A 20196-nucleotide genomic window follows, 5' to 3' on the forward strand; every position below is an offset into this window, starting at 1 on the left:
TCGATGAAGGGTGCCCAGCCGTGAAATTGAACGTTGCGATTATCGGCTCGGGGCCCTCGGGCTTGTACGCCGCCGAATCGCTGGCCCACCGTGAAAACGTCGACATTCAGGTTGACGTGATCGATCGGCTACCGACACCATTTGGTCTCGTCCGGTACGGAGTCGCCCCGGACCACCTAAAGATCAAATCCATTCTGGACACCCTGCACGCGGTGTTCGATCGCCCTAACGTGCGGTTCCTGGGCCGGTTGAACGTCGGCGAAGTGCTGAGTCCTGAGGAATTGCTGCGTCACTACGACGCGGTCGTCTACGCAACCGGCGCCCAGACCGACCGCCACCTCAACGTGCCGGGCGAGAACTTGCCCGGCAGCCACTCGGCGACCGATTTCGTATCCTGGTACAGCGGCCATCCGTTGTCCGAAGGCCGATTCGACCTGTCCAACGTCCAGTCCGTCGCCGTGATCGGAGCAGGCAACGTGGCTCTGGATGTCGCACGATTGATCGCCAAACATCCGGACGAGCTTCGCCACACCGATGTCCCGGACGATGTCCTCGCAGCGTTGTCGGCAAGCAGCGTCCAGAACATCTACATCATCGCCAGACGCGGGCCGGTACACGCCAAATTCTCTACGAAGGAACTCCGCGAGCTCGGTGAGCTCGAGCACGCGACTGTTACCGTGCAGCCGTCAGAACTGCCACCGGAGGACGCGGACCTGAGCAGCTTCAGCCGCGCCGAACGTGCCAATGTGACCGTGCTGAGCAAATGGGCCAACGCTGAGCGACCAGCAGCGCCGCGGCGAATCCAGCTGCGCTTTTGGCGGAGCCCAGCCGAAATCCTCGGCGACGAGTCGGTCACCGGGCTTCGGTTACGAGATATGTCAGATCAGGCTCGAGCGAACGGATCCGACGACGCGCTCGAAGAGATCCCTGCCGAACTCGTTATCCGCGCGATCGGTTATCGATCCGTCCCCTTGGCCGGATTGCCGTTTGACCAGGACGCCGGTGTCGTTCCGAACGATCGCGGACGGATGCTCGACGAGTCCGGCGCCGTGCGACGACGCGAGTACGTGACCGGCTGGCTGAAACGCGGTCCGACCGGGGTGATCGGGACGAACAAGTCAGACTCCGAAGAAACCGTGAACTCCATCGTCGAGGACCTCGTCACCGAGGGCAACCTCACGCAATCAGACGCCAAGGAGCCGATCGATGAATTCCTGCAGCGTAACGAGATCCCCTACACCGAGTTCGACGGCTGGTTAAGAATTGACGGGGCTGAGCGTGAGGCAGGACGGATCCGCGGTGGAGCGCGAGTGAAGATTGCCGACTGGGAGACGCTGCTCCGCCTGGCTCAGCGCCAGACCTGATTCAGCCTCCTTGCGCAGGCCCTGGGGTCACACCCAAGCCCATCCGCGCACCGACACGACTCGCTCGACCATTCAGTCGGTGGCTCAGGTGCGCGGGACCTGAAGTGCAACGAGGCCACGATCTGCCGGACCGATCAACGAATGCGCATCGACGCCGCGTGTTGTTGCGGCCTCCTCGAGCAAATTGACGTCCTTGAATAGGTATGGCCCGGCGCCCTGGCCCATCGCCGCGACCGTGCCCGAGCGCTGAAGCATTCCGAATCCGAAGCTGTTGCCGCTTCCATGCGTAATGACCTCGATCAGCGCCGCCGCATTCAGCCCGAGATTCTCAGCAAGGGCGACTGTGTCATCTGCTAGACCAAGGTGAGCGGTCAACAAGGTGTTGTTCAAGAGCTTCGCTAACTGTCCGCTGCCCAGCGGACCCACATGTACCAGTGGCTTGCCGTACGGTGCGAATGCTGGCGAGCAACGCTCGAAGAGCTCCGGCGACGAACCGACCATGACCAACAGCGCGCCCGCCTCGGCCGCAGCGCCACCACCGCTCACGGGAGCGTCTAGGAGGTGTACGTCCTTCTCTGCTGCCTTTTCGGCCAGTTCGAGTATCAATCGTGGCGATACCGTGCTGTGAATGGCGATGACCGAGTCAGGCGCCGCACCTTCGAGCACCCCATCGGTACCGAGCACTACCTGCTCGACGTCTTGATCGCTGAAGACGCAGACGCTGATGACCTCACTCTTGGCGGCAAGCTCGGCTGGCGTCTTGGCGAATTCGGCTGCTGTATCGCGATAAGGATCGAGCGCCGCATCCCGCCGAGCCCATAGCGTGAGGCTGTTTGTTTCCGAGAGCGCGACTCGTCGTGCCATCGGGCCGCCCTGATTTCCCAATCCAATGAACCCAACGCGCATGTGCCATTCCTCGTCTCGTGTCGTTTGCTACAACGGCCCCTCATTGCGGCGCATCGTCGCAGTTAACTCTGGCAAAAGGGAAGAGCTGGAGTCACCTTGCTGACCGAGCAGCGCATCGGGGCCCACGGGGCGTTACGATCCGACCATGTCGAATCCGGTTCCCATCGAGGCCACCGCCGGAGACCCTGTCGTCCTCGAGACGCTACTAGATGTGCTTCCGTCATCGAACCAAGCCGCGACAGTGACAGGGTGGGCACGTTGGCAGCGGGGTGAAGTCGGCCCTACGGAGTTCGTCGAACTGAGCGCACGCGTGGACGAGGGCGGACTTCTCGCCGAGCTCAACCTCATGTCGAATCAGTTAGATCTTGCCGCCTTCAAGACCCTCGAAGCATCGTCTGCGACATCGGGTTTTCGCCGCCGAATGACGCAGGTGCACGAAGGCGTCGCGGGCTCACTACTCGCGCATCGCCTGCTCGACGATGTTCCGATCCTGTTGCGAGTTTCCGGTCAGGCAAGGCTCGTCGAGCATCCGGCGCTGCCGGCGCTCGCACCGCTGGCCCCGCTCACTGTGCGCGGCACTGAGGTGCCCGGAGCAGACCAGTGTGAGGGATGGCGCGCCGACGGAACGATGGTTCAGCGCATCATCAACCGTGGCGGCAACTTGACAATGGCGTTGGGCGAAGCCGTGCAGCCTGACGCTGCGCATTGGTCGGATCAGCCAGCTCTGCCAGCGATGGCGACTCGCCGGCGCCGACGGGTCGAGGTCGATCGCCACGCTGACGGACACAAGCACGCCCGTACCTATTTCCGTGACAGCTATGCAGATCCGGACGGGGTCGAACGGGGCCTGCACAGCTATCACCTGCAGACTGACGTCACGGCCGACGGCGTGATCGAGGATATCGACGCCATCGGGGTGATCCTGCCCTGGCCGGAATGCTGGCAGGCCGCTGGCAGCGCCACGGCGCTGGCGGGCGTCTCGTTGGCAACCGTCGACAACACCGCCAGAACCACTCTCGTCGGCCTAGGCACCTGCACGCATCTCACCGACACATTGCGCACACTGGGCGATATCGCCCTGCTGTCTCGAGGGAATCTCGAGGGAAGTAAGTAGTAGAGCTAGGTATCGGAGATGGACTCGCACGTCTGAGCCCGCAAGTGTCGGCCGCATGTCGATCGTGTGAAAAATTAGGCCTTGCGTCTCAGCGCTGATATCGACAGTATGAAGTAATTCACCCTGCTGGAGGACTCGTTCATGACTGCCGTTGACCGCGAGCCGAAGAGCGCAGAGACCTGTCCGTTCATCAATTACACCGATATCGCGGTCGCCGACACGCCTCCGCTATGGCACTTCAACAAGTTCGACGGCTTGCGCGAAGAGGCCCCCCTGCATTTTGGTGACGCACTGGGACATGAGTTCTGGCTGGCGACTCGGATGGAGGACATCCGAGAAGCCTTCCAACAACCGGAGATCTTCTCCAACAGTGCTATTTCCATGTACGACCCAGACCCGCCGTACATGTGGATTCCAGAGATGCTCGACCCGCCGATTCACAACAAGTGGCGGCAACTGCTGGGTGGCATGTTCTCGCCGGGCTCGATTGCCAAGCTTGAAGGCCGGGTGCGCGGCAGGTTCCTCGAAGTTCTCGACAGCATCGCCGGGCGGGGTGAATGCGAGTTCGTGCAGGACGTGGCCCTGCTCTATCCGAACGTGATCTTCATGGAATTGATGGGACTTCCCGTCGAGGACGCAAGCCAGTTCCAGATTTGGGAAACCGAGATCCTCCACCTGCCCCCGACCGAAGCGGATCGCTCGCTCGCCGCGATGGGCCAGGTCAATGCTTACTTTGCCGACCTCATTGCTTCGCGTCGGATCGATCCGAAGAACGACATCGTGACGATAGCGTCGGGTTGGAAGATCGATGGCAAACCGGTCAGCGATGAAGATCTTCAGTCGCTGTGCCTACTGCTGTTCATGGCTGGCCTGGACACGGTCGCAATGCAGCTGTCGTACTCGTTCATGCACCTCGCGACCCATGACGAAGATCGGCGACGGATCGTCGAGGATCCTTCCTTGATCCCCGGCGCAATCGAAGAATTCGTCCGCTACTACTCCTTCGTTACTCCCGGCCGCAAGATCATGTCAGACACCGAGGTAGCCGGATGTCCGGTCAAAGCCGGTCAGATGATCTGGTTGCCATTGGTGGCCGCGAACCGTGACCCAGCAGAATTCCACGATGCAGACAAGGTGATCATCGACCGCCAGGACAACCGGCACATCGGTTTCGGAGCCGGCCCGCACCGTTGCCTGGGCGCTCACCTAGCCCGCCAGGAATTGAACATCGCCTTGACCGAATGGCACAAGCGGATCCCGAACTACCGTCTCGCCCCAGGTGTCGAGATCGGCGAACACGGTTCTGGCCAGATCGGCCTCAACAACCTGTCCCTCGTCTGGGATGTATGACCGGCAACAGCCCTGCAAACGAAACAGGAAGCACGCGCAGGAATTATCGCAAGAAGCACGACAGCGTCAGCTGACCAACAACCGTAACCGTCTTATATCCACTGGAGGAGCGAGTTCATGACAGATCGTGTAGCCGGAAAGGTTGCTCTCATTACGGGTGCCGCCCGCGGACAAGGGCGCAGCCACGCGATTCACTTGGCCCGCGAAGGTGCCGACATCATCGCGGTGGACTTCTGCACCTCATTCGACACCATCGATTACCCGATGGCCACCACGGAGGACCTCGCTCAGACCGCCAAGGAGGTCGAGTCCTTTGACCGCCGGGTGCTTACCATCCAGGCAGATGTGCGCGATCCCAACGCGATGCAGAACGCGGTGGCGCAGGGGATTGCCGAATTCGGCAAGCTCGATGTCGTATTGGCCAATGCCGGAATCTGTGCCATGGCAAAGGAACAACCTCTGCAGTCCTGGGTTGATGTCAGCAACGTCAACTTCGTAGGCGTCATGAACACGCTCAATGCTGCGATCCCGCACCTCAAGGCGGGGGCCTCCATGGTGGTCACGGGTTCGCTTGCAGCGCTGCTGCCGGGCGGTCCAGGCCAAGCGCCCGGCGGTGTGGCTTACAGCTGGGCCAAGCGCACACTGATCAGTTTGGTCCATGACCTCGCGCTGGTTCTCGCCCCGGACTTCATCAGGCTCAACGGCGTGCACCCGACCAACTGCAACACCAACATGCTGCAGCACGAGGAAATGTACAAGTCGTTCCGGCCCGATCTAGAACACCCCACCAAGGAAGATGCCATCCTGGCCTTCCCGTCCCTGCAGGCGATTCCGGTTCCCTGGGTCGAGCCGGCTGATATCAGCCAGGCCATGGTGTTCCTTGCTTCTGACGAATCACGTTACGTCACCGGACAATTCATTGCGGTTGACGCCGGCGGGCACCTCAAGATCTGACATTCTCTGAAATCGCGTAACGCTCGGCACCTCATGGGTGCCGAGCGTTACGCGATTCTGGGGGTGGTTACTGCTTGTTAGCCGATGATCTTGCCACAGAGCGGCGTGCCGGGAACAACGACGAACTTGCTGCCCTTGAGCTGCGCGGCGAAGATACAGCCTGCAGCACCGGATCCGCCACCGATCTGGTCGTAGCTGTCGAAGTCGACCTTGCCCGGTGCCAGCAATCCATCAGCATCGAAGCCCTTGACCGCACGCATCGCGGTCGAGAACGACTTCTGGCTGGGGTTGTTTCCCGCGGCCTTGAGACCCGCCACGAATGCACTGGTAGCGATGTATGCCTCTTGCTCGGCAAACGTGGGCGGACCGGTCACGCCGACTGCGGCGAGGTTGGCGACCTGCTTCTGGGTCGCAGGCGTATTCGCCTCGACTGGGTTACCTACCGACGAGAACTCGTAACCCTGCGCAGCAGCAACCGCGGCCGACGATGCGAGCAGGTCGCCTCCATACCCAGTGGACAGCAGCGCCGACTTCAACTTGACCCCAAGCTGCTGAAGCGCACCCAGGAGCGCGAATGCCGTGTTGGGAACGGTGGGAAGTTCGACACCATCCACGCCAGAGTTCTTGATCGCGATGGCAACGGCGCCCATGTCAGTCGAGCCAAACGGCACCTGGTTGTTCAGGTAGCCGTTTTTCAGGCCCGCAGCCTCGCAGGACTTGACAACCGCGGTCGCTGAAGCCTGCGCGCTTTGCGAGCTGGCATAGCCGATGCTGCCGCAGGACGTGACGCCCCGCGCCTTCATGTATTCGCCCGTCGCAGATGACACTTTGCTGTAGTCGGTGACACCAACGGAGGCAAAGAGGTTGGTGTTGGACTTGACGGTCCATTCAGGTCCATCGAAGGCGCCGCCAACAACCGGAATACCCTGCTTGAGCAAGTAGGCCTCTGCGCCGAAGAAGTCCGACGACACGTCGATGATTGCGAAGACCTTCTCCTGCTGAACGAGCTTCTGTGCGGCCGTCAGTGCCCCGGCCGGCGTCGAGTTCGTGTCCGCCATGACGTAACTGAGCTTCTGACCGTTCACGCCGCCCGCGGCATTCACCGAGTCGACATAGGCTTTGACGCCCTTTTCTGCGGTAAGGAAGCCGGAAGCTGCTGGGCCGCTCAGGTCGCTCATGACGCCCAGCTTGATGGTGCCGCCCGATGGCGTGGAACCGCCGCCTGATCCGGTCGAGGCACTCTTGGAGGAACTACATGCAGTGATCGTCGTGGCCACGGCTAACGCCGCGACGGCGATCGTCAATACTTTCGCGCGCATTGATACAACTCCGAACATGGGTGATGGGTGATGGTTCTCGATCGGCGCTCGAGCCTTGCAAGGTGATCGGTTGATTCTTACGGTGACATGCCAATCCCGGCCGTCGGTTCGCTGCCGACGGCCGGATCGTCACACGGGTGCGCGGGATTGCGCGAAAGCGGTGGTACCGCCTGATCAGACGGGTACTGCGGCTGCCTCGCCGAGGAACCTGGTCAACACCTCTTGCTTGGCATCAGCGGCCGGGCCCTGCCACGCTGCTCGTCCACGAGACAGCATCAGGCAATGGTCGGAGAACTCGAGAGCGCGGTGAATGAACTGCTCGATCAAGATGATCGTCACGCCGGTCTCCTTGAGCCCGGCGAGCGCTTCGAACACCGTATCGACAAGTTTTGGCGCAAGCCCCAAGGACATCTCATCAGCGATGATCATCTTCGGCGACATCACCAAGGCGCGGGCGAGCGAAAGCATCTGCTGCTCGCCACCTGAGAGCATTCCAGCCTTGGTGCGACGGCGCGCCGCCAATGGCGGGAACACCGACAGCGCATTGTCCATAGCCCCACGTCGCTGCCCACGGCCAAGCATGCAGGCAGCGATGCGCAGGTTCTCCGTCACCGTCAGGGCTGGGAAGATGCCGCGGCCTTCGGGTAGATAGATGACACCCGCACGGCGCGTTCGGTATGCGGCGCCGCTGGCGATGTTCTTGCCTTCGAACAAGACCTCGCCCTTGACAGCTGGCACCAAGCCGCTGATCGTCCTCGCCAGGGTGCTCTTTCCAGCGCCGTTCGATCCCAGGACGGCGAGCACGTCGCCCTGCTTGACGTCGACCGACACCCCATCGAGGGCGAGGGCAGGACCGTACCGGACCTCGAGATCACGGATCGAAAGCAGAGGTTCAGTACTCGTCATGCTGTGGGCTCCTCTTGAACTGCCGTCGGGATTTCCGCGTGAGCTTCGGTCGTCGGTACCTCTTCTTCGCCGAGGTACGCCGCGCGCACAGCGGCGTCTGCGCGAATCTCATCCGGGGTGCCAGCTGCAATCATCACACCAAAGTCGAGCACATAGACCTTGCTGCACAGACCAAGCACCATGGACACATCGTGTTCGACCAGCAGCAACGAGACACCGCGTCGCTCGACGACGAGGTTGAACACCTCGATGACCTGGTCCGTCTCTCGCGCATCCAACCCGGAAGACGGCTCATCGAGCAGCAGCACGGTCGGGTTGGCGGCAAGCCCGCGGGCAAGTTCGACCAAGCGAGTCATGCCGAGGGACAGCCCGGCTACCGGCCGATCCGCGATGGAGGTGAGCCCGAGAACGTCGAGCAAGCCATCGACACGCTCGATCTCCTCCTTGTCAGCGCGGCGGAAACCGCGGGCGGTCACCATGTCGGTCCAGATTCGCTTAGGAACCGTACTGATCCGGTGAGACAGCATGACGTGCTCGCGCACCGTCAGGCCACTGAACATCTCAGGGTGCTGAAAGGTCCGTGCCAGCCCAAGTCGCGCGCGCCGTTGAGCACTTGCGGTCGTAATGTCATGACCCTCGAGCGAGACATGCCCATGGTTGGGGCGGCGCAGACCGGACAGAACCGAGAACAAGGTGCTCTTACCTGCGCCATTTGGTCCGACCAGACCGGTGATCGTGGCCGGCGCGATGTCGATCGACACAGAGTTCAGAGCGACAACGCCACCGAAACGAACGGTCACATCGGAACACATCATGCGCGGTCCGGCGTCAACTGCGACGGCTTCTGGAACCTCGGCCGCGGCGGTCATCGGCTCGCCGTCCCAGCAGCACCGGCGAGGCCGGGTTCAGTAGGCCTCGGCGCCGTCTCGCTGCCACCCGGCGGGTCCGTATGTTTCGCCGACCTCGAGCGAGCAAGCTTGGTGATCAGGCCCTGGATCTGCCGAGCCTGCATCGCGATCACACCATCGGGGTTCACGGCGACGCCGATCGCACCCAGGCCGAACAGCAGGGTAGGTACGTCGCCCCAACCACTCGGCAGATAGATCTGGAAGACGGCCGGCAGCAGGGTGAAGCTGAGCCCAGCGAGCAATGCGGCCGTCACTGACCGGATGCCGTTGGTGACGAGGACTGCCAGCCACACCAGGCCCGCGAACGTTGCGTACGAGGTCGGTAGTGCTGACTCGGTGTCCAAGGCCACCAGGCCACCACCGACGGCAGCGATGAAGGTGCTGAACCCGGCCGCGATCAGCTTCATCTTCAAGACGCTCAAACCGAGGGTCTTGGACGCGGGCTCGCTGAATCGCACGGCAGCCATCGCCAGCCCTGTCGTCGATCGGCGAAGGTTGACCAGGATGATGGCCAGGATGACAAACACGGTCAGACCGAAGTAGGAGAACGCACGGTCGCCGGAGAGGAAGGCCGGTCGCGAAATCGCGACGCCGATTCCGTCCTGGTAGAAGACGTTGCGGGTGAAGATCAACGTTTCAGCCAAGAGGCCAAAGCTCAAGGTTGCGAGTGCAACATAGAGGTTACCCAGGCGAATGGTGAGCATACCGATGGCCAGCCCGATCGGGACAGCGATCAATCCAGCAGCAAAGACGGCCAAGATCGGATTCCAGCCATGGTTCGTTGCCAGCTGCGCCGAACCGATGGCGCCGACACCGGCGAACCCGGCCTGACATAGCCAGATCATGCCGCCTTCGCCGACGACCATCGTGAAGGACAGGAAGATGATGGCAAAGGCGAAGCCCGAACCGACAAGCGTCAGCCAGAATCCGTTGAAGACCAGCGGCAGTATTGCCGCGATCCCCACGATGATCACCGGGCCGAGCATGTAGATCGACCAGCCGGAACGCGAGGTGACGACCGCCGTGGAGCTCGATACCTTAGCGGTGTCGCTGCCACCCTGCGGTCGAATCGCCGCGTCGAGCGCGCCACCTGTCGAGGAAGACTCGTTGACCTGACCACTGAATGCGATGTAGGCAACCAGGAAGATCACGATGACGGCGAACGGGATGCTCGAGATCGCTGCCGAGGAGAGCGAGTTGTTCACCGGCAGGTACTTCTGAATGACCTCGGTGACAATACCCATGCCCATCGCGACGCCGACCGCAATCGGCAAGCTCCGCAGCCGGGCTGCGACCACGGCAGCGAACGCGGACGACATCAAAGCGGTCATACCGCCGACTGTCAGTCCGCTTGCTGGCGCTGCGAGTACGCCCGCGAGGCCGGCGAGGGTGCAGCTGACCATCCAAACGCCGACCGCGATGGTCGAGGGGTTCACGCCGGACAGCGAGGTCAATGCCTCGGTGTCGACCATTGCGCGAACTCGCAGACCGACGTCGGTCAACTGAAGGATCGCGGTACCGATCACGACAACAGCGACGACACATCCGAAAGCGATGAGTTGGTCCAAAGTGACCGAGGTGTTGAAGATCTTGTAGATCCGTACCGGCGCGTGCGCCAAACCCGGTGCCGTCGTGATCGTTTGGTTACCGAACAACAAGGTCGCTGCCGGCGGCAACGCCACGGAAAGGCCGATGGTCGAGACGATCTTGATCAGCGAAGACGACAGCCGTAGATGTTGAAACAGCATGAAGTACAAGACTGCACCCAAGGCTGGCCCGGAGAGTACGACCGAGACCAGCAACGACTGCGGCGCGCCCCAGTGCTGTTGAGTGTTCAGGTAGTAGTAAAACCGGGCCAAGAAGAACGCCATAGAGCCGAAGGCGAAGTTGAGGACGCCAGCCGATACGTAGGTGATCACAAGTCCGGATGCGGCGATGGCGTAGATCGACCCGAGTGCGATTCCGGCAAAAATATATTCGAGCACTCAGAAAACTCCTTCTTGGATACGGATCGTGCCGGCGACGGGTGTCGGCAGCAAGATTCAATCGCAGCGATGTGTGGACTCGAGCGTGAAGCGGCAACGCATGGATCTTGCACAGAGCCCGCCACACCTCGGTGCGCAGCGGAAAACTTCGAGCGCTCGCTCGACCCGTGAGATTTGCTTAGTTCGAAGGTTGCAGAAAAGTTAAACCAGTTACACGTGCGTGTCAATGACTCTCAGGTAACGATGAAGCTTGCGTCTTCTTTCTAGGCAAAACTGCGGCATCCGCCTACGATTCGGTAACGGTTTCGAGACAGGTTCAGTAACGGACATGGACGTTTCTACCGCAATCAATACGGTAGAGCAATCACTAGTACCTGCAGGGAGGTTTGAGTCGCGAGCACGCGACGGGGCGTTGCACTTGAGAGCGTTCATTGAACGATTGATCGAAGCGTTCATCGAGCATTGATCGAACTGTGTACCGACAGGCTCAGCGGTGCCCGCGCCGCGGGTTGTTCCGGCTGCTGAGCAGCCGAAGCCGCACTCGAGGGCGGACCGCCCGCAAGTGGCCTTGTCGTATGCTTGCTGCCCACACTCCGGCGCCGTAGGCGAGGTCGTCACACAGAACGGCAGCCGTCCAGCTGGCGACATCGATCGGTGGACGCTGCCTGGACCATTCACGAATTGGACTGGCTGCGAGCAGCGCAACGATGACGCCCGCTCGCCACGCTCGACTTCGCCAGGACCCGATGGGTATCGCCATAGCTGCGATCGCGGCCGGGGCGATGAATTGCGAGGTCCATCGTCCAACACCAAAGAAAGTCTCTTCGACGCTGCGGGCCACAGGTGTCGCTGCGCCGCGTAGCGGCATCGCAGACCGCTTGAGCTCGATCGCCAGCTCCAGATAGCCAACAGCACACGCGACTGCGGCCCACGCCGGCCTTCGCGCCAGCAATGCGGCAACCGTGACGGCTGGGGAAGCGACCAGTATGAGTGGCGACACCTGGTCCGGATGACGGTCCTCGAGCGCCGGTGCGGAGCCACCATAGGCAAAGCGCCTCGAGAGCAGCGAACGCCAACGCTGTGGCTCACGGTGAGCGACTTGGACGGTCGGGTCATACCTCACCCGCCAGTCGGCCTCGATCAACCGCCAGATGAGGTCGACGTCCTCGCCGTAGCGGAGCAATTCATCGAAGGCTGGCTGGCCTGCCAGCTGGTCCAACGCCGTCCGTCGAACGATCAGTGCCGCCGTGGGCACATAGGAAACCCGGCTCATCGCCTGAACTCGCGCGGGGTGCCTGCCAAGGTCCAACGGTGAGCGCGCGGCGGCGAATCGCCGAGCAAGTGAGATCCGGTCGACTCCCGAGGCACCGGTGGCGCCTGACGTGGCCACCTCAGCGTCGCCGGAATCGGGCGCTGATGCCACGATCCGCGGCGCGACCGCCGCGACCAGGGGGTCAGCAAAGTGGCCGAACAGTGATTCGATCCAGTCGATCGGGGGTACGCAATCGCTGTCGCAGAACGCTACAAACGGAGTAGTTGCCTGCGCCAGGCCAGAATTACGAGCCGCCCCCGGGCCGCCGTTGACGTCACGCCGGACGAGCGTCGCTCCGTAACGAGCAGCTATGTCGGCGATTGCATCTGGGGCTCGGGAAGCGTCGTCGACAACTATCAGTCGCACTGAATGCGGGACCTCGGCTGCGAAATGCTCATCAGCAAACCTGGAACGAGCATCAGCATCGGCTTCGGTCACACCGACGAGCGCGGCGAGGCATCGCCGGAGATCGTCCGCCCTGTCGCGCACGGGGATCACAACAGTGACCAACTCGGCGATCTCTGATGGCGAGAACCGCTCCGGTCGCGGATGCAACAAACCCGCATCGCTCAAGCGGCGACCGAGTTTGGCGCCAGAAGTCGTCCGCACGTAGCCAGCCTGCAGTTCAGCAAAGGCCTTTAGAGCCGCGGGATTCAATCTGAGGACGCGGCGCGGCGAGCCGCCGGCAACCAGACCGGCCATATCGACCAGCGTCGCGGCGTCGAGCTCCACGGGCATGCCGATAGGCAAGCCGGGCAGCTCACTGAGGTTCGTCACTATTGAAGTGAAGCCCGCGTTCGAGGCTGGCGCCATCACCAACCTCGAACGCCTAAGCCCCACAAATCAGCTAGGTTTGCTCGCCGGGAGCGTGAGTCCGGTCAATGGATTCTCGTCGCACGATCGACCCGGCGGCGTCTGTGGTCCGCGCGTCAAGCTGATCGGGACGGGTCGGCTCGCCTGCCCGCGCAGCGGATTCTTGTGTGAATGATCCTCAGACGGCTTCGGTGTCGGTGTCTGGACGTTCGCCAACGCCTGCTCCCCAAAGCCCCGAACGCACTCGGGATCGGGGCCGTCGAGAGGCAAACCTGTGAAGAATTTGGCCGCCATGCATCCGCCGCGGCAGGAATCAAAAAAGTGACAGGACTTGCACGCCCCACCGTTCTGAGGCTCGCGCAGCTCTGCGAACAGCTCGGAGTCACGCCAGACTCCCTGGAACCCGCGGGCCTCGCGCACGCTGCCGGCTTTGAAGGACTCGTGGATCGCAAATGGGCAGGCATAAACATCACCTACCGGGTCGATCAGACATACGACGCGGCCCGCACCGCACAGGTTCAATCCCGGTAGGGCCTCGCCGAACGCCGCGAGGTGAAAGAACGAGTCGCCGGTCAGCACGTTTTCACCGTTGGCAACCAGCCAGTCATAAAGCTGCTTCTGTTGCGGTGCAAGCAGGTGCAGTTCGTCCCACACGTCGGCCCCGCGACCAGAAGGCCGCAGTCTGGTCAGCCTGAGCTGTGCCTGGTAGCGGTCGGCAATCGCTTTGAACTCGTCGAGCTGATCGACATTCTCCCGGGTCACCACAACAGAGATCTTGAAACCGGCGAAGCCGGCATCGAACAGATTCTGCATGGCAGTCACAGCGGTATCGAAACTCCCCGTGCCGCGGACGTTGTCGTTGACCGCTGCCGTGGCGCCGTCCAACGAGATCTGCACGTCCACGTAGTCGGAGGTGGCTAACCGGGCGGCGACCTCTTTGGAGATCCGGACGCCATTCGTCGAGAATTTCACGCCTACGTGGTGTGCGGTGGCGTAGTCGACCAAGTGCCAGAAGTCGGGCCGAACGGTGGGCTCGCCACCTCCGATGTTCACGTAGAAAACCTGCATGCGCTCGAGCTCGTCGATTACGGCTTCGCACTCGGCCGTACTCAACTCGCGCGGGTCACGTCGCCCTGAGCTTGACAGGCAATGAACGCAGGCAAGATTGCACGCGTAGGTGAGTTCCCAGGTAAGGCAGATCGGTGCGTCCAGGCCGAGAGCGAATTGATCGACGAGCTTGACCGGCCCTGGGTTGAGTAGTGCAGTCATAGGAGTTCCTCAGAGGATGGTTCCGGTCGACGACAGATCGTGTCGCCTGCGGCAAGAGCCGCGAGCGCTCGCGCCATAGCGGGCAGTTGGGATTCCTCGACGCCAGATTCGTGGCACGCAGTGCGCGCATCTGGGCTGTCGGCAAGACGTTGGACCACATCGAGCAGTTGGCGCGTCTTGAGAAAAGACAATCTTCGATTGCCGAAGTGGTACAGCAGCGCGCCGAAGGGCTCGGGACGAACGGAAACGCTCGGGTGAAGCGTCCAAGCGGTGTCCAAGTCAAACGCTGCCGAAACTGTGGCACTGGCCGGCGGCACCGACATCCGGCTCGCGGTCACGATCGACGCGTTTCTAGTAGACGCCGCACATTCCGTCAATGGAAACCTCTTCGACCAGCAGTTCCTCGACCTCGGGCGAAGCCTCGTCGAGCTGGTCAGTTCCGTCCACGATGGCCGCTGCCGGGACGGCGATGGTGTCAACATTCAGCGCTTGGCTCATTTGATGGGCCTCTCAGATCAAGGTGATGGATGCAAGCCTGAGTTTATGGCACTGTGTGCCTTTAGAGTCAAGCGTTTGCTGCCAGCCAATTCTGGAGGGGCCGAATTGGCTGAATGAAAGTCACCACCAGAAACATCGGCGCCAGGCTCTGAGAGCCTGGCGCCGATGTTGTCGTCCAACCGATGTCTACGGTCAGAGCACTACTTCCGTGCTGAATCAACCTGCGTGCTGAATCAACTTCCGTGCTGGATCAGACTGCCGCGCGGGGGAAGTTGTACAGCTTGCGAGCGTTCCATTCGCACATCTTCTGGGCGTCCTCGTCCGGAACGTCGACAAAGCACTCTTCGAGCACCTTGCGGGTGTGCGGCCACTGCGAGTCCGAGTGCGGGTAGTCGCTCTCGAACATCAGGTTGTCAACACCGATCAGCTCGCGGGAGAAGATCCCCGCGTTGTCGGAGATGAAGCAGCCGAAGATGTGGTCACGGAAGATGTCGGACGGGCGAATCTCACGGTTGACATCGTTGTACCAGCGATGCCGCTCCCACACGTAGTCGATGCGCTCGATCATGTACGGCATCCACCCGATGCCACCTTCGGACAAGGCCACTTTGAGATTCGGGAACTTGTGGAAGACGGGCGAAAGGATCAGCTCGGCGGTCGTGGTCATGGAGTTCAGACCGAAGAGCGAGATGCCCACGGTGAAGTTGGTCGTCATCGCCTCCGGCGAGGCCTGCGGGGCACCGCCCGAACCGAAGTGCAGCGACAACGGCATGTTGGCCGCCTGCGCGGCTGCCAGAACCGGGTCCCAGTGGTCGGTGTGCCACGACGGCAACCCGATTCGATCAGGCAGCTCCGGGAAGGTGATACTACGACCGCCCTTTTCGGCGGTGCGCTCGATCTCCTTGACCGACGCTGCGACGTCCCAGTAGGGCACCATCATCAGCGGGATCTGGCGATCGGGTGCGTAGGCGCACCATTCGTCCAGGATGAAGTCGTTGTAGGCCTTCACGCACTCTTCGGCGAGCACGAGGTCCTTGGACTTGGAGAAGCCGCTTCCAGCAAACCCACCCATGTTCGGGAAGCACAGCTGAGCGTGGATGCCCTCGATATCCATGTCTTTTACGCGGTCAGCCGAGTCGTGGCAGCCGGGCAGCATGTCGTCGTAGGACCGTGGATCCATGCCGAAATCCTTCGGATCCTTACCCGCTACGGCGTTCAGCGCGAAGTTTCCAGCCTTCTGGCCCTCGTAGATCCACCAGTCGTTGCCGTCCTCGGTCTTCTCGATTCGAGGCGCGACGTCGGCATACTTGGCGGGCAGGCGGTCGAGCCAAACTCGCGGGTGCTCAATCACATGATCGTCTACCGAGACGATCTGCGTGTCCTTAGGGAGCATTCACAACCTCCATGGTGATGTAGCGGGCAGCGCGGTATAGCGCCGCTCGCGGCAAGTCTTACGGTAGCGCTCACGGCAACGGAAGTCACGAACCCGAAACCGGTTCGAGACATTCGGCCCGGCGCGCGAGTCGGCTTACCGATAGCGAGTCGTGGTCTGGCCCGTCATTTCACGCAGCACGAGGTAGTCCTGGCCCTTCAAAGCGGTGCGTTCCCAGGGTCCGAAACCCTGGACCGTCCCACGGCCGCCCAGCGCAGCAGGTTCCTGGTGAATTCGCTCGAGGCCTTCAACCACGCCCTCGGTGGTGTGCACGGTCGCATTCCGCAGGCCGAGCACCGCCAAGGTCGCCATGTCGTAGATCCCGGCGCTGATCGGACTGAACGGACGCGTCCCGAAGCGCTTCTCGTACCTGTCCTGCATTGCGACGTACACCTCGTTGTCCTCATCAACCTGATCGACATAGACCCAACCGGACATCTCGTCCTTCTCGGTTGGTGACTTGCTGTAGATATGCATTCCGGCGGTCGTCGTGAATCTCGGCGGCAACCACCCAGCCGCGGTCAGTGCGCGGGAGAGGTCGAGAAGCACTCCCCCGAAGCCGAGATATACGAGCGCGTCCGGATTCGCCGCTTGAGCGCGTGCGACGGGCGCGCTCAGATCTTCAGCGATAGGAGAGCACTTGGTGTCGGAGGTGATAGCGATGCCGACGCGCTCGCATTCGACGCTGAAGTAATCGAAATACTCATCGCCTATCGGCGAACGATCTCGGATCACGGCCACTTCGCTCAGCCCGGCCGCAGCAATCGCACGCGCCACAAGTGGTCCGTCCCAATAGAGAGCGCCAATTTGGTAGTGGAAGCCATAGCGGCCACGAGAGTGCGTGGTGCCGGGGAAGTTTATGGTCGCGACCCCGCGTGCCTCGAACAGTGGCGTCACGGCGATGCAGTTGTCGGTAATACCGGGACCGAGTATGAGCAGGCACCCCTCATCTGCGAGTTCGATCCAGGCATCCTGCACGGCCTTCGCGGTGCCCTGAGGCAAGCCCTTGCCAGTGCGGACGACTAGTTCGACGGGTCTGTCCAGCTCACCGGATTCCACAGCCTCGTCAAAGCGCATTCGAAGTATTCTTCCGGTCGATGCGTCGAACGCGTCCTGATCGGCGCTTAGACCCTCGTCGAGAAATCCGACCTTGAATGGCTGCACTTCGCTGCTGCTCATCGCGACCTCCGGTTCTGGCCCGAGCCGACTCGGGCACGGATGGGCTGGTGGACCGAAACCCGATGAGCGTCGCGATATCGACGAGTCTTCCGATGTCGCGCTCTGCAATTGAAAGCCTCACCGGGCCCGTTCGATCGTGGCATGACGTGGCAGAAAAGGACAGGAAGACTTTGGCCCACCCAGGCGTTGCGCAGTCAGCACGAAGTGCCCGGCCCCGATGTCACGGCGGGGCCGGGCCTTTACGCTGCGGATTAAGGGGAATCTGAGTTGGCTGACTACTCAGCCGTGGCCGATCAGGAGGACGGACGCCAGTCCGGGTAGAGGTTGCGCTCGAGCGCGAGTGGCTGGGCATCGACGTTGGACCGCTGAAGTGAGTCCGCCTCGGGCGAGGTGACCAACCAGGCGACAGAAGCACCTACTGCCGCGGGCGGACCGGCCCATGCCGGATCGAATCCGAATTCCTCGACGTCGAGCGAGTTCCGCTCGGTGAGGACGAAGCCCGGGTTCACATTGAATGCTCTGATCCCCTTGTCGCCGAATTCGGCCTGCAGGCTACCGACGAGCGTGTGGCCTGCTGCCTTTCCGATTCGGTAGCCAAGTCCGGGCCGTGGGCTTTCCGGGTAGAACTCGTAGCCGGCGCCCGACGAGATCGTGACGAACGTTCCGCCGCCACGCTCGATCATCGCGGGCAACAGCAACTGGCTGATTCGAATCGGTGCGACACCGTGGGCCATCAGGAAGAGCGGATACTGTTCGATCGGCGTGTCGGTAATCGTGTCCATCAGACCAGGACCGATATGGCGGCCGTTGTTGACGACGACGTCCACGCCGCCCCACGCGTCGAGCAACTGCTTCATCGCCGCATCCACAGTTGCGAGGTCCGTGAGGTCGAGCTTCAGTGGCAACGCCTTCTGACCGAGTTTTTCGACAGCCTCGGCTGTCTCCTCCACACTGCCTGGGAGCGGGCGGTTGTCGGTCTTGTGAATGCTCTGACTGTGTTCAGGGGTGGGGTCGGACGCACGCAGGGTTCGCGCCGCGATGGCGACGTCGTAGCCGTTCTCGGCGAGTGCGAGCGCGATAGCTTTACCGATACCTCTGCTGCCACCAGTTACCAATGCCTGCCGTGCCATGCCTGCTCCTATTGAGTCTTGAGTTATCAAGGACGGCTCCGACGATGCCACTTCGGCGATCGTCTCGATATGGCTTGGCCACAGATGTGTTCAGTTAGCGGTCCTTCGAAGTCGGTATGCCCCTGGGTCGCCGATTGCTACCCAGGGGCATACCGAACTGCTCAACGAGGTTTGGGCTCAGAACTTGGAGCGTTGGCTGATGTTGCTCAGGGCGATCTCGATGCGCTTGATCTGGAGTTCCAGATCCGCCACCGCTGACGGGTTGGACTGCTCGGCCTTGGCCAGGTCCGAACGCAGAACCGCAGCGCTCTGTTCGAGGCGGAGCCGCGCTTCGTCCTTGGTCAGAAGATCTTGATCGTCCCAGTCATCTGTCGGAATATCCGGGCGAGACTCCGGAAACAGCCCGTCAGAACTGCTTCCGGAGTTCGTTGCCGAAGCTTCGGTCACGCTTACTTGGCCGCGCTGGTGTCAGGGAAGTTGTACAAGCGGCGCACATTCAGCTCGGCGATCTTGTGCACCTCATCATCGGGGACATCCATGAAGACCTCTTCGGCCATCTTCCGGCTGTGCGGCCAGTTGGAGTCCGAGTGCGGGTAGTCAGACTCCCAGGTGATGTTGTCGATGCCGATCGTGTCCCGGTTCCGGACACCATGCTCGTCGCTGATGAAGCAACCGTGAATGTGACGGCGGAACAGGTCGGACGGGCGGGTGGTCTGATCGACGTTCTGGTAGAAGCGGTGGCGCTCCCAGACGTAATCGGCACGCTCCAGCATGTAAGGAATCCAGCCGATACCGCCCTCCGAGAGCCCGACCTTCAACTTCGGGTGACGGTGGAAGACCGGAGCGAACATGAGATCGGTGAGCGTGGCCATCGAGTTGGTAGAGAACATCGTGATCATTGTTGCCAGCGGAGCGCCTGGCGTCACCTGGGGGGCACTGCCGCCGCTGCCGAAGTGCATCGCCAACGGCATGTCGGTTTCTTCGACTGCCGAGAAGAAGTTGTCCCAGTGGTCAGTGAAGAAGGACGGTAGGCCGAGGTTGTGCGGTGCCTCCGGGAACATGATGGCCTTCGCGCCCTTTGCGGCAGTTCGCTGCACCTCTTTGATTGCCAGGTCCGCGTCCCACAGCGGCAGACCCACGAGGGGGATGTAGCGATCGGGTGCGGTTGGGCACCACTCGTCGAGAATGAAATCGTTGTACGCCTGCACGCCCAGCAGCGCGAGTTCCTTGTCCTCGCCGTCCAAGAAGACCGTGCACGCGAAACGGGCGAAGCTGGGGAAGCACAATGCACCCCACACGCCGTCGACGTCCATGTCGGCGAGGCGGGCAACCGGGTCGTAGCAACCTGGCAGCATCTCGTCGTACCGGACGGGGTCGACGCCGTAGTCGGACTTGGCGCGGCCGGCGACGGCATTGAGGGCAATGTTCGGGTACTGCCGACCCTCGTACTGCCACAGCTGCATCGGCTTGTCATTGAAGTGCTGTTCTACAGCCAAGCCACCGATGGAGATACCAGGTGTGTTTGCGTCGTGCATCTTCTCGATGATCCGAGGGCCGGCGTCCTGGTACTTGGCCGGTAGCCGATCGGACCAGACCTTCGGGTGTTCGATGACGTGATCATCGGTGGAAAGGAGCTTCATCCAGGGTTGTAACGGCATGGTGCCTCCAACGGTGTGGCGACCGCTGCCGCCCGAGACCAACTGATTGCCTTAGGTTAACGCCGAGATAATCGTCCTACAAGGTCTCAGTGCTAGCCG

19 protein-coding genes are annotated in these 20196 nt (G+C 61.7%); 5 read left to right on the top strand and 14 right to left on the bottom strand.

Annotation, left to right across the window (positions count from 1 at the left end; genetic code table 11):
* The first annotated feature begins 20 nt into the window (after positions 1-20).
* A complete protein-coding gene (locus tag ACSMXN_RS14210) occupies positions 21-1364 on the top strand; it encodes an FAD-dependent oxidoreductase (protein ID WP_022912130.1) in 1344 nt (447 codons plus the stop codon).
* Positions 1365-1448: 84 nt separating this feature from the next.
* Here ACSMXN_RS14210 and ACSMXN_RS14215 read toward each other — a convergent pair whose 3' ends face one another.
* Positions 1449-2270, bottom strand: a complete 822-nt coding sequence (locus ACSMXN_RS14215) for an NAD(P)-dependent oxidoreductase (RefSeq protein ID WP_022912131.1) — start codon at positions 2268-2270, stop codon at positions 1449-1451.
* 145 nt (positions 2271-2415) lie between these two features.
* Between ACSMXN_RS14215 and ACSMXN_RS14220 the strand changes: the two genes are divergently transcribed.
* From ACSMXN_RS14220 to ACSMXN_RS14230, 3 genes are all read left to right on the top strand, one after another.
* Positions 2416-3384 carry a DUF2889 domain-containing protein gene (locus ACSMXN_RS14220; RefSeq protein ID WP_022912132.1) on the top strand — a complete coding sequence of 323 codons (969 nt, stop codon included), beginning with the start codon at positions 2416-2418 and terminating at the stop codon, positions 3382-3384.
* Between the two features lie 141 nt (positions 3385-3525).
* Positions 3526-4734 (top strand): cytochrome P450, encoded by a 1209-nt coding sequence (locus tag ACSMXN_RS14225; protein WP_022912133.1) that lies wholly within the window; start codon positions 3526-3528, stop codon positions 4732-4734.
* A gap of 117 nt (positions 4735-4851) precedes the next feature.
* Positions 4852-5688, top strand: coding sequence for a mycofactocin-coupled SDR family oxidoreductase (locus ACSMXN_RS14230; RefSeq protein WP_022912134.1), 837 nt, complete (start codon positions 4852-4854; stop codon positions 5686-5688).
* Positions 5689-5765: 77 nt separating this feature from the next.
* Here ACSMXN_RS14230 and ACSMXN_RS14235 read toward each other — a convergent pair whose 3' ends face one another.
* The gene (locus ACSMXN_RS14235; RefSeq protein WP_196811153.1) at positions 5766-6866 is read right to left on the bottom strand and encodes an ABC transporter substrate-binding protein; all 1101 of its coding nucleotides are present in this window, start codon (positions 6864-6866) and stop codon (positions 5766-5768) included.
* Between ACSMXN_RS14235 and ACSMXN_RS14240 the strand changes: the two genes are divergently transcribed.
* Positions 6865-7038, top strand: coding sequence for a hypothetical protein (locus ACSMXN_RS14240; protein ID WP_196811154.1), 174 nt, complete (start codon positions 6865-6867; stop codon positions 7036-7038). The genes ACSMXN_RS14235 and ACSMXN_RS14240 overlap by 2 nt on opposite strands.
* 143 nt (positions 7039-7181) lie before the next feature.
* Here ACSMXN_RS14240 and ACSMXN_RS14245 read toward each other — a convergent pair whose 3' ends face one another.
* The 12 genes from ACSMXN_RS14245 to ACSMXN_RS14300 all read right to left on the bottom strand — a co-directional run bounded on the left by ACSMXN_RS14245 (position 7182) and on the right by ACSMXN_RS14300 (position 20097).
* Positions 7182-7913 carry a branched-chain amino acid ABC transporter ATP-binding protein gene (locus ACSMXN_RS14245; protein WP_027139146.1) on the bottom strand — a complete coding sequence of 244 codons (732 nt, stop codon included), beginning with the start codon at positions 7911-7913 and terminating at the stop codon, positions 7182-7184.
* Positions 7910-8782, bottom strand: coding sequence for an ABC transporter ATP-binding protein (locus ACSMXN_RS14250; RefSeq protein ID WP_027139147.1), 873 nt, complete (start codon positions 8780-8782; stop codon positions 7910-7912). The genes ACSMXN_RS14245 and ACSMXN_RS14250 overlap by 4 nt, the downstream gene beginning before the upstream one ends.
* Positions 8779-10806: an ABC transporter permease gene (locus ACSMXN_RS14255; protein ID WP_022912135.1), complete on the bottom strand. Its 2028-nt coding sequence runs from the start codon at positions 10804-10806 to the stop codon at positions 8779-8781. The genes ACSMXN_RS14250 and ACSMXN_RS14255 overlap by 4 nt, the downstream gene beginning before the upstream one ends.
* Positions 10807-11293: 487 nt before the next feature.
* The gene (gene mftF, locus ACSMXN_RS14260; protein ID WP_196811155.1) at positions 11294-12895 is read right to left on the bottom strand and encodes a mycofactocin biosynthesis glycosyltransferase MftF; all 1602 of its coding nucleotides are present in this window, start codon (positions 12893-12895) and stop codon (positions 11294-11296) included.
* 66 nt (positions 12896-12961) lie between these two features.
* Positions 12962-14200, bottom strand: a complete 1239-nt coding sequence (gene mftC / locus ACSMXN_RS14265; RefSeq protein ID WP_022912137.1) for a mycofactocin radical SAM maturase — start codon at positions 14198-14200, stop codon at positions 12962-12964.
* Complete coding sequence (gene mftB, locus ACSMXN_RS14270) at positions 14197-14523, bottom strand: mycofactocin biosynthesis chaperone MftB (protein WP_022912138.1); 327 nt, start codon at positions 14521-14523, stop codon at positions 14197-14199. The genes mftC and mftB overlap by 4 nt, the downstream gene beginning before the upstream one ends.
* 28 nt (positions 14524-14551) lie before the next feature.
* A complete protein-coding gene (gene mftA / locus ACSMXN_RS14275; RefSeq protein ID WP_022912139.1) occupies positions 14552-14698 on the bottom strand; it encodes a mycofactocin precursor MftA in 147 nt (48 codons plus the stop codon).
* A gap of 250 nt (positions 14699-14948) precedes the next feature.
* Entirely contained in the window at positions 14949-16091 is a 1143-nt protein-coding gene (locus ACSMXN_RS14280) for an amidohydrolase family protein (protein ID WP_022912140.1), read from the bottom strand.
* 135 nt (positions 16092-16226) lie between these two features.
* Positions 16227-17309, bottom strand: a complete 1083-nt coding sequence (locus ACSMXN_RS14285) for an ABC transporter substrate-binding protein (protein ID WP_022912141.1) — start codon at positions 17307-17309, stop codon at positions 16227-16229.
* A gap of 293 nt (positions 17310-17602) precedes the next feature.
* Positions 17603-18439, bottom strand: a complete 837-nt coding sequence (locus tag ACSMXN_RS14290) for an SDR family oxidoreductase (protein ID WP_022912142.1) — start codon at positions 18437-18439, stop codon at positions 17603-17605.
* Between the two features lie 177 nt (positions 18440-18616).
* Positions 18617-18886 (bottom strand): hypothetical protein, encoded by a 270-nt coding sequence (locus ACSMXN_RS14295; RefSeq protein WP_022912143.1) that lies wholly within the window; start codon positions 18884-18886, stop codon positions 18617-18619.
* Between the two features lie 2 nt (positions 18887-18888).
* Positions 18889-20097: an amidohydrolase family protein gene (locus ACSMXN_RS14300; protein WP_027139149.1), complete on the bottom strand. Its 1209-nt coding sequence runs from the start codon at positions 20095-20097 to the stop codon at positions 18889-18891.
* Positions 20098-20196: the final 99 nt, after the last annotated feature.

Source organism: Parajatrophihabitans canadensis, from assembly GCF_053764775.1.

Coding starts and splice junctions, on each gene's coding strand:
- ACSMXN_RS14215 (WP_022912131.1), bottom strand. CDS start 2,270: ATGCGCGTTGGGTTCATTGGATTGGGAAATCAGGGCGGCCCGATGGCA.
- ACSMXN_RS14220 (WP_022912132.1), top strand. CDS start 2,416: ATGTCGAATCCGGTTCCCATCGAGGCCACCGCCGGAGACCCTGTCGTC.
- ACSMXN_RS14225 (WP_022912133.1), top strand. CDS start 3,526: ATGACTGCCGTTGACCGCGAGCCGAAGAGCGCAGAGACCTGTCCGTTC.
- ACSMXN_RS14230 (WP_022912134.1), top strand. CDS start 4,852: ATGACAGATCGTGTAGCCGGAAAGGTTGCTCTCATTACGGGTGCCGCC.
- ACSMXN_RS14240 (WP_196811154.1), top strand. CDS start 6,865: ATGACGCCCAGCTTGATGGTGCCGCCCGATGGCGTGGAACCGCCGCCT.
- ACSMXN_RS14235 (WP_196811153.1), bottom strand. CDS start 6,866: ATGAGCGACCTGAGCGGCCCAGCAGCTTCCGGCTTCCTTACCGCAGAA.
- ACSMXN_RS14245 (WP_027139146.1), bottom strand. CDS start 7,913: ATGACGAGTACTGAACCTCTGCTTTCGATCCGTGATCTCGAGGTCCGG.
- ACSMXN_RS14250 (WP_027139147.1), bottom strand. CDS start 8,782: ATGACCGCCGCGGCCGAGGTTCCAGAAGCCGTCGCAGTTGACGCCGGA.
- mftC (WP_022912137.1), bottom strand. CDS start 14,200: ATGACTGCACTACTCAACCCAGGGCCGGTCAAGCTCGTCGATCAATTC.
- mftB (WP_022912138.1), bottom strand. CDS start 14,523: ATGTCGGTGCCGCCGGCCAGTGCCACAGTTTCGGCAGCGTTTGACTTG.
- mftA (WP_022912139.1), bottom strand. CDS start 14,698: ATGAGCCAAGCGCTGAATGTTGACACCATCGCCGTCCCGGCAGCGGCC.
- ACSMXN_RS14280 (WP_022912140.1), bottom strand. CDS start 16,091: ATGCTCCCTAAGGACACGCAGATCGTCTCGGTAGACGATCATGTGATT.
- ACSMXN_RS14285 (WP_022912141.1), bottom strand. CDS start 17,309: ATGAGCAGCAGCGAAGTGCAGCCATTCAAGGTCGGATTTCTCGACGAG.
- ACSMXN_RS14290 (WP_022912142.1), bottom strand. CDS start 18,439: ATGGCACGGCAGGCATTGGTAACTGGTGGCAGCAGAGGTATCGGTAAA.
- ACSMXN_RS14300 (WP_027139149.1), bottom strand. CDS start 20,097: ATGCCGTTACAACCCTGGATGAAGCTCCTTTCCACCGATGATCACGTC.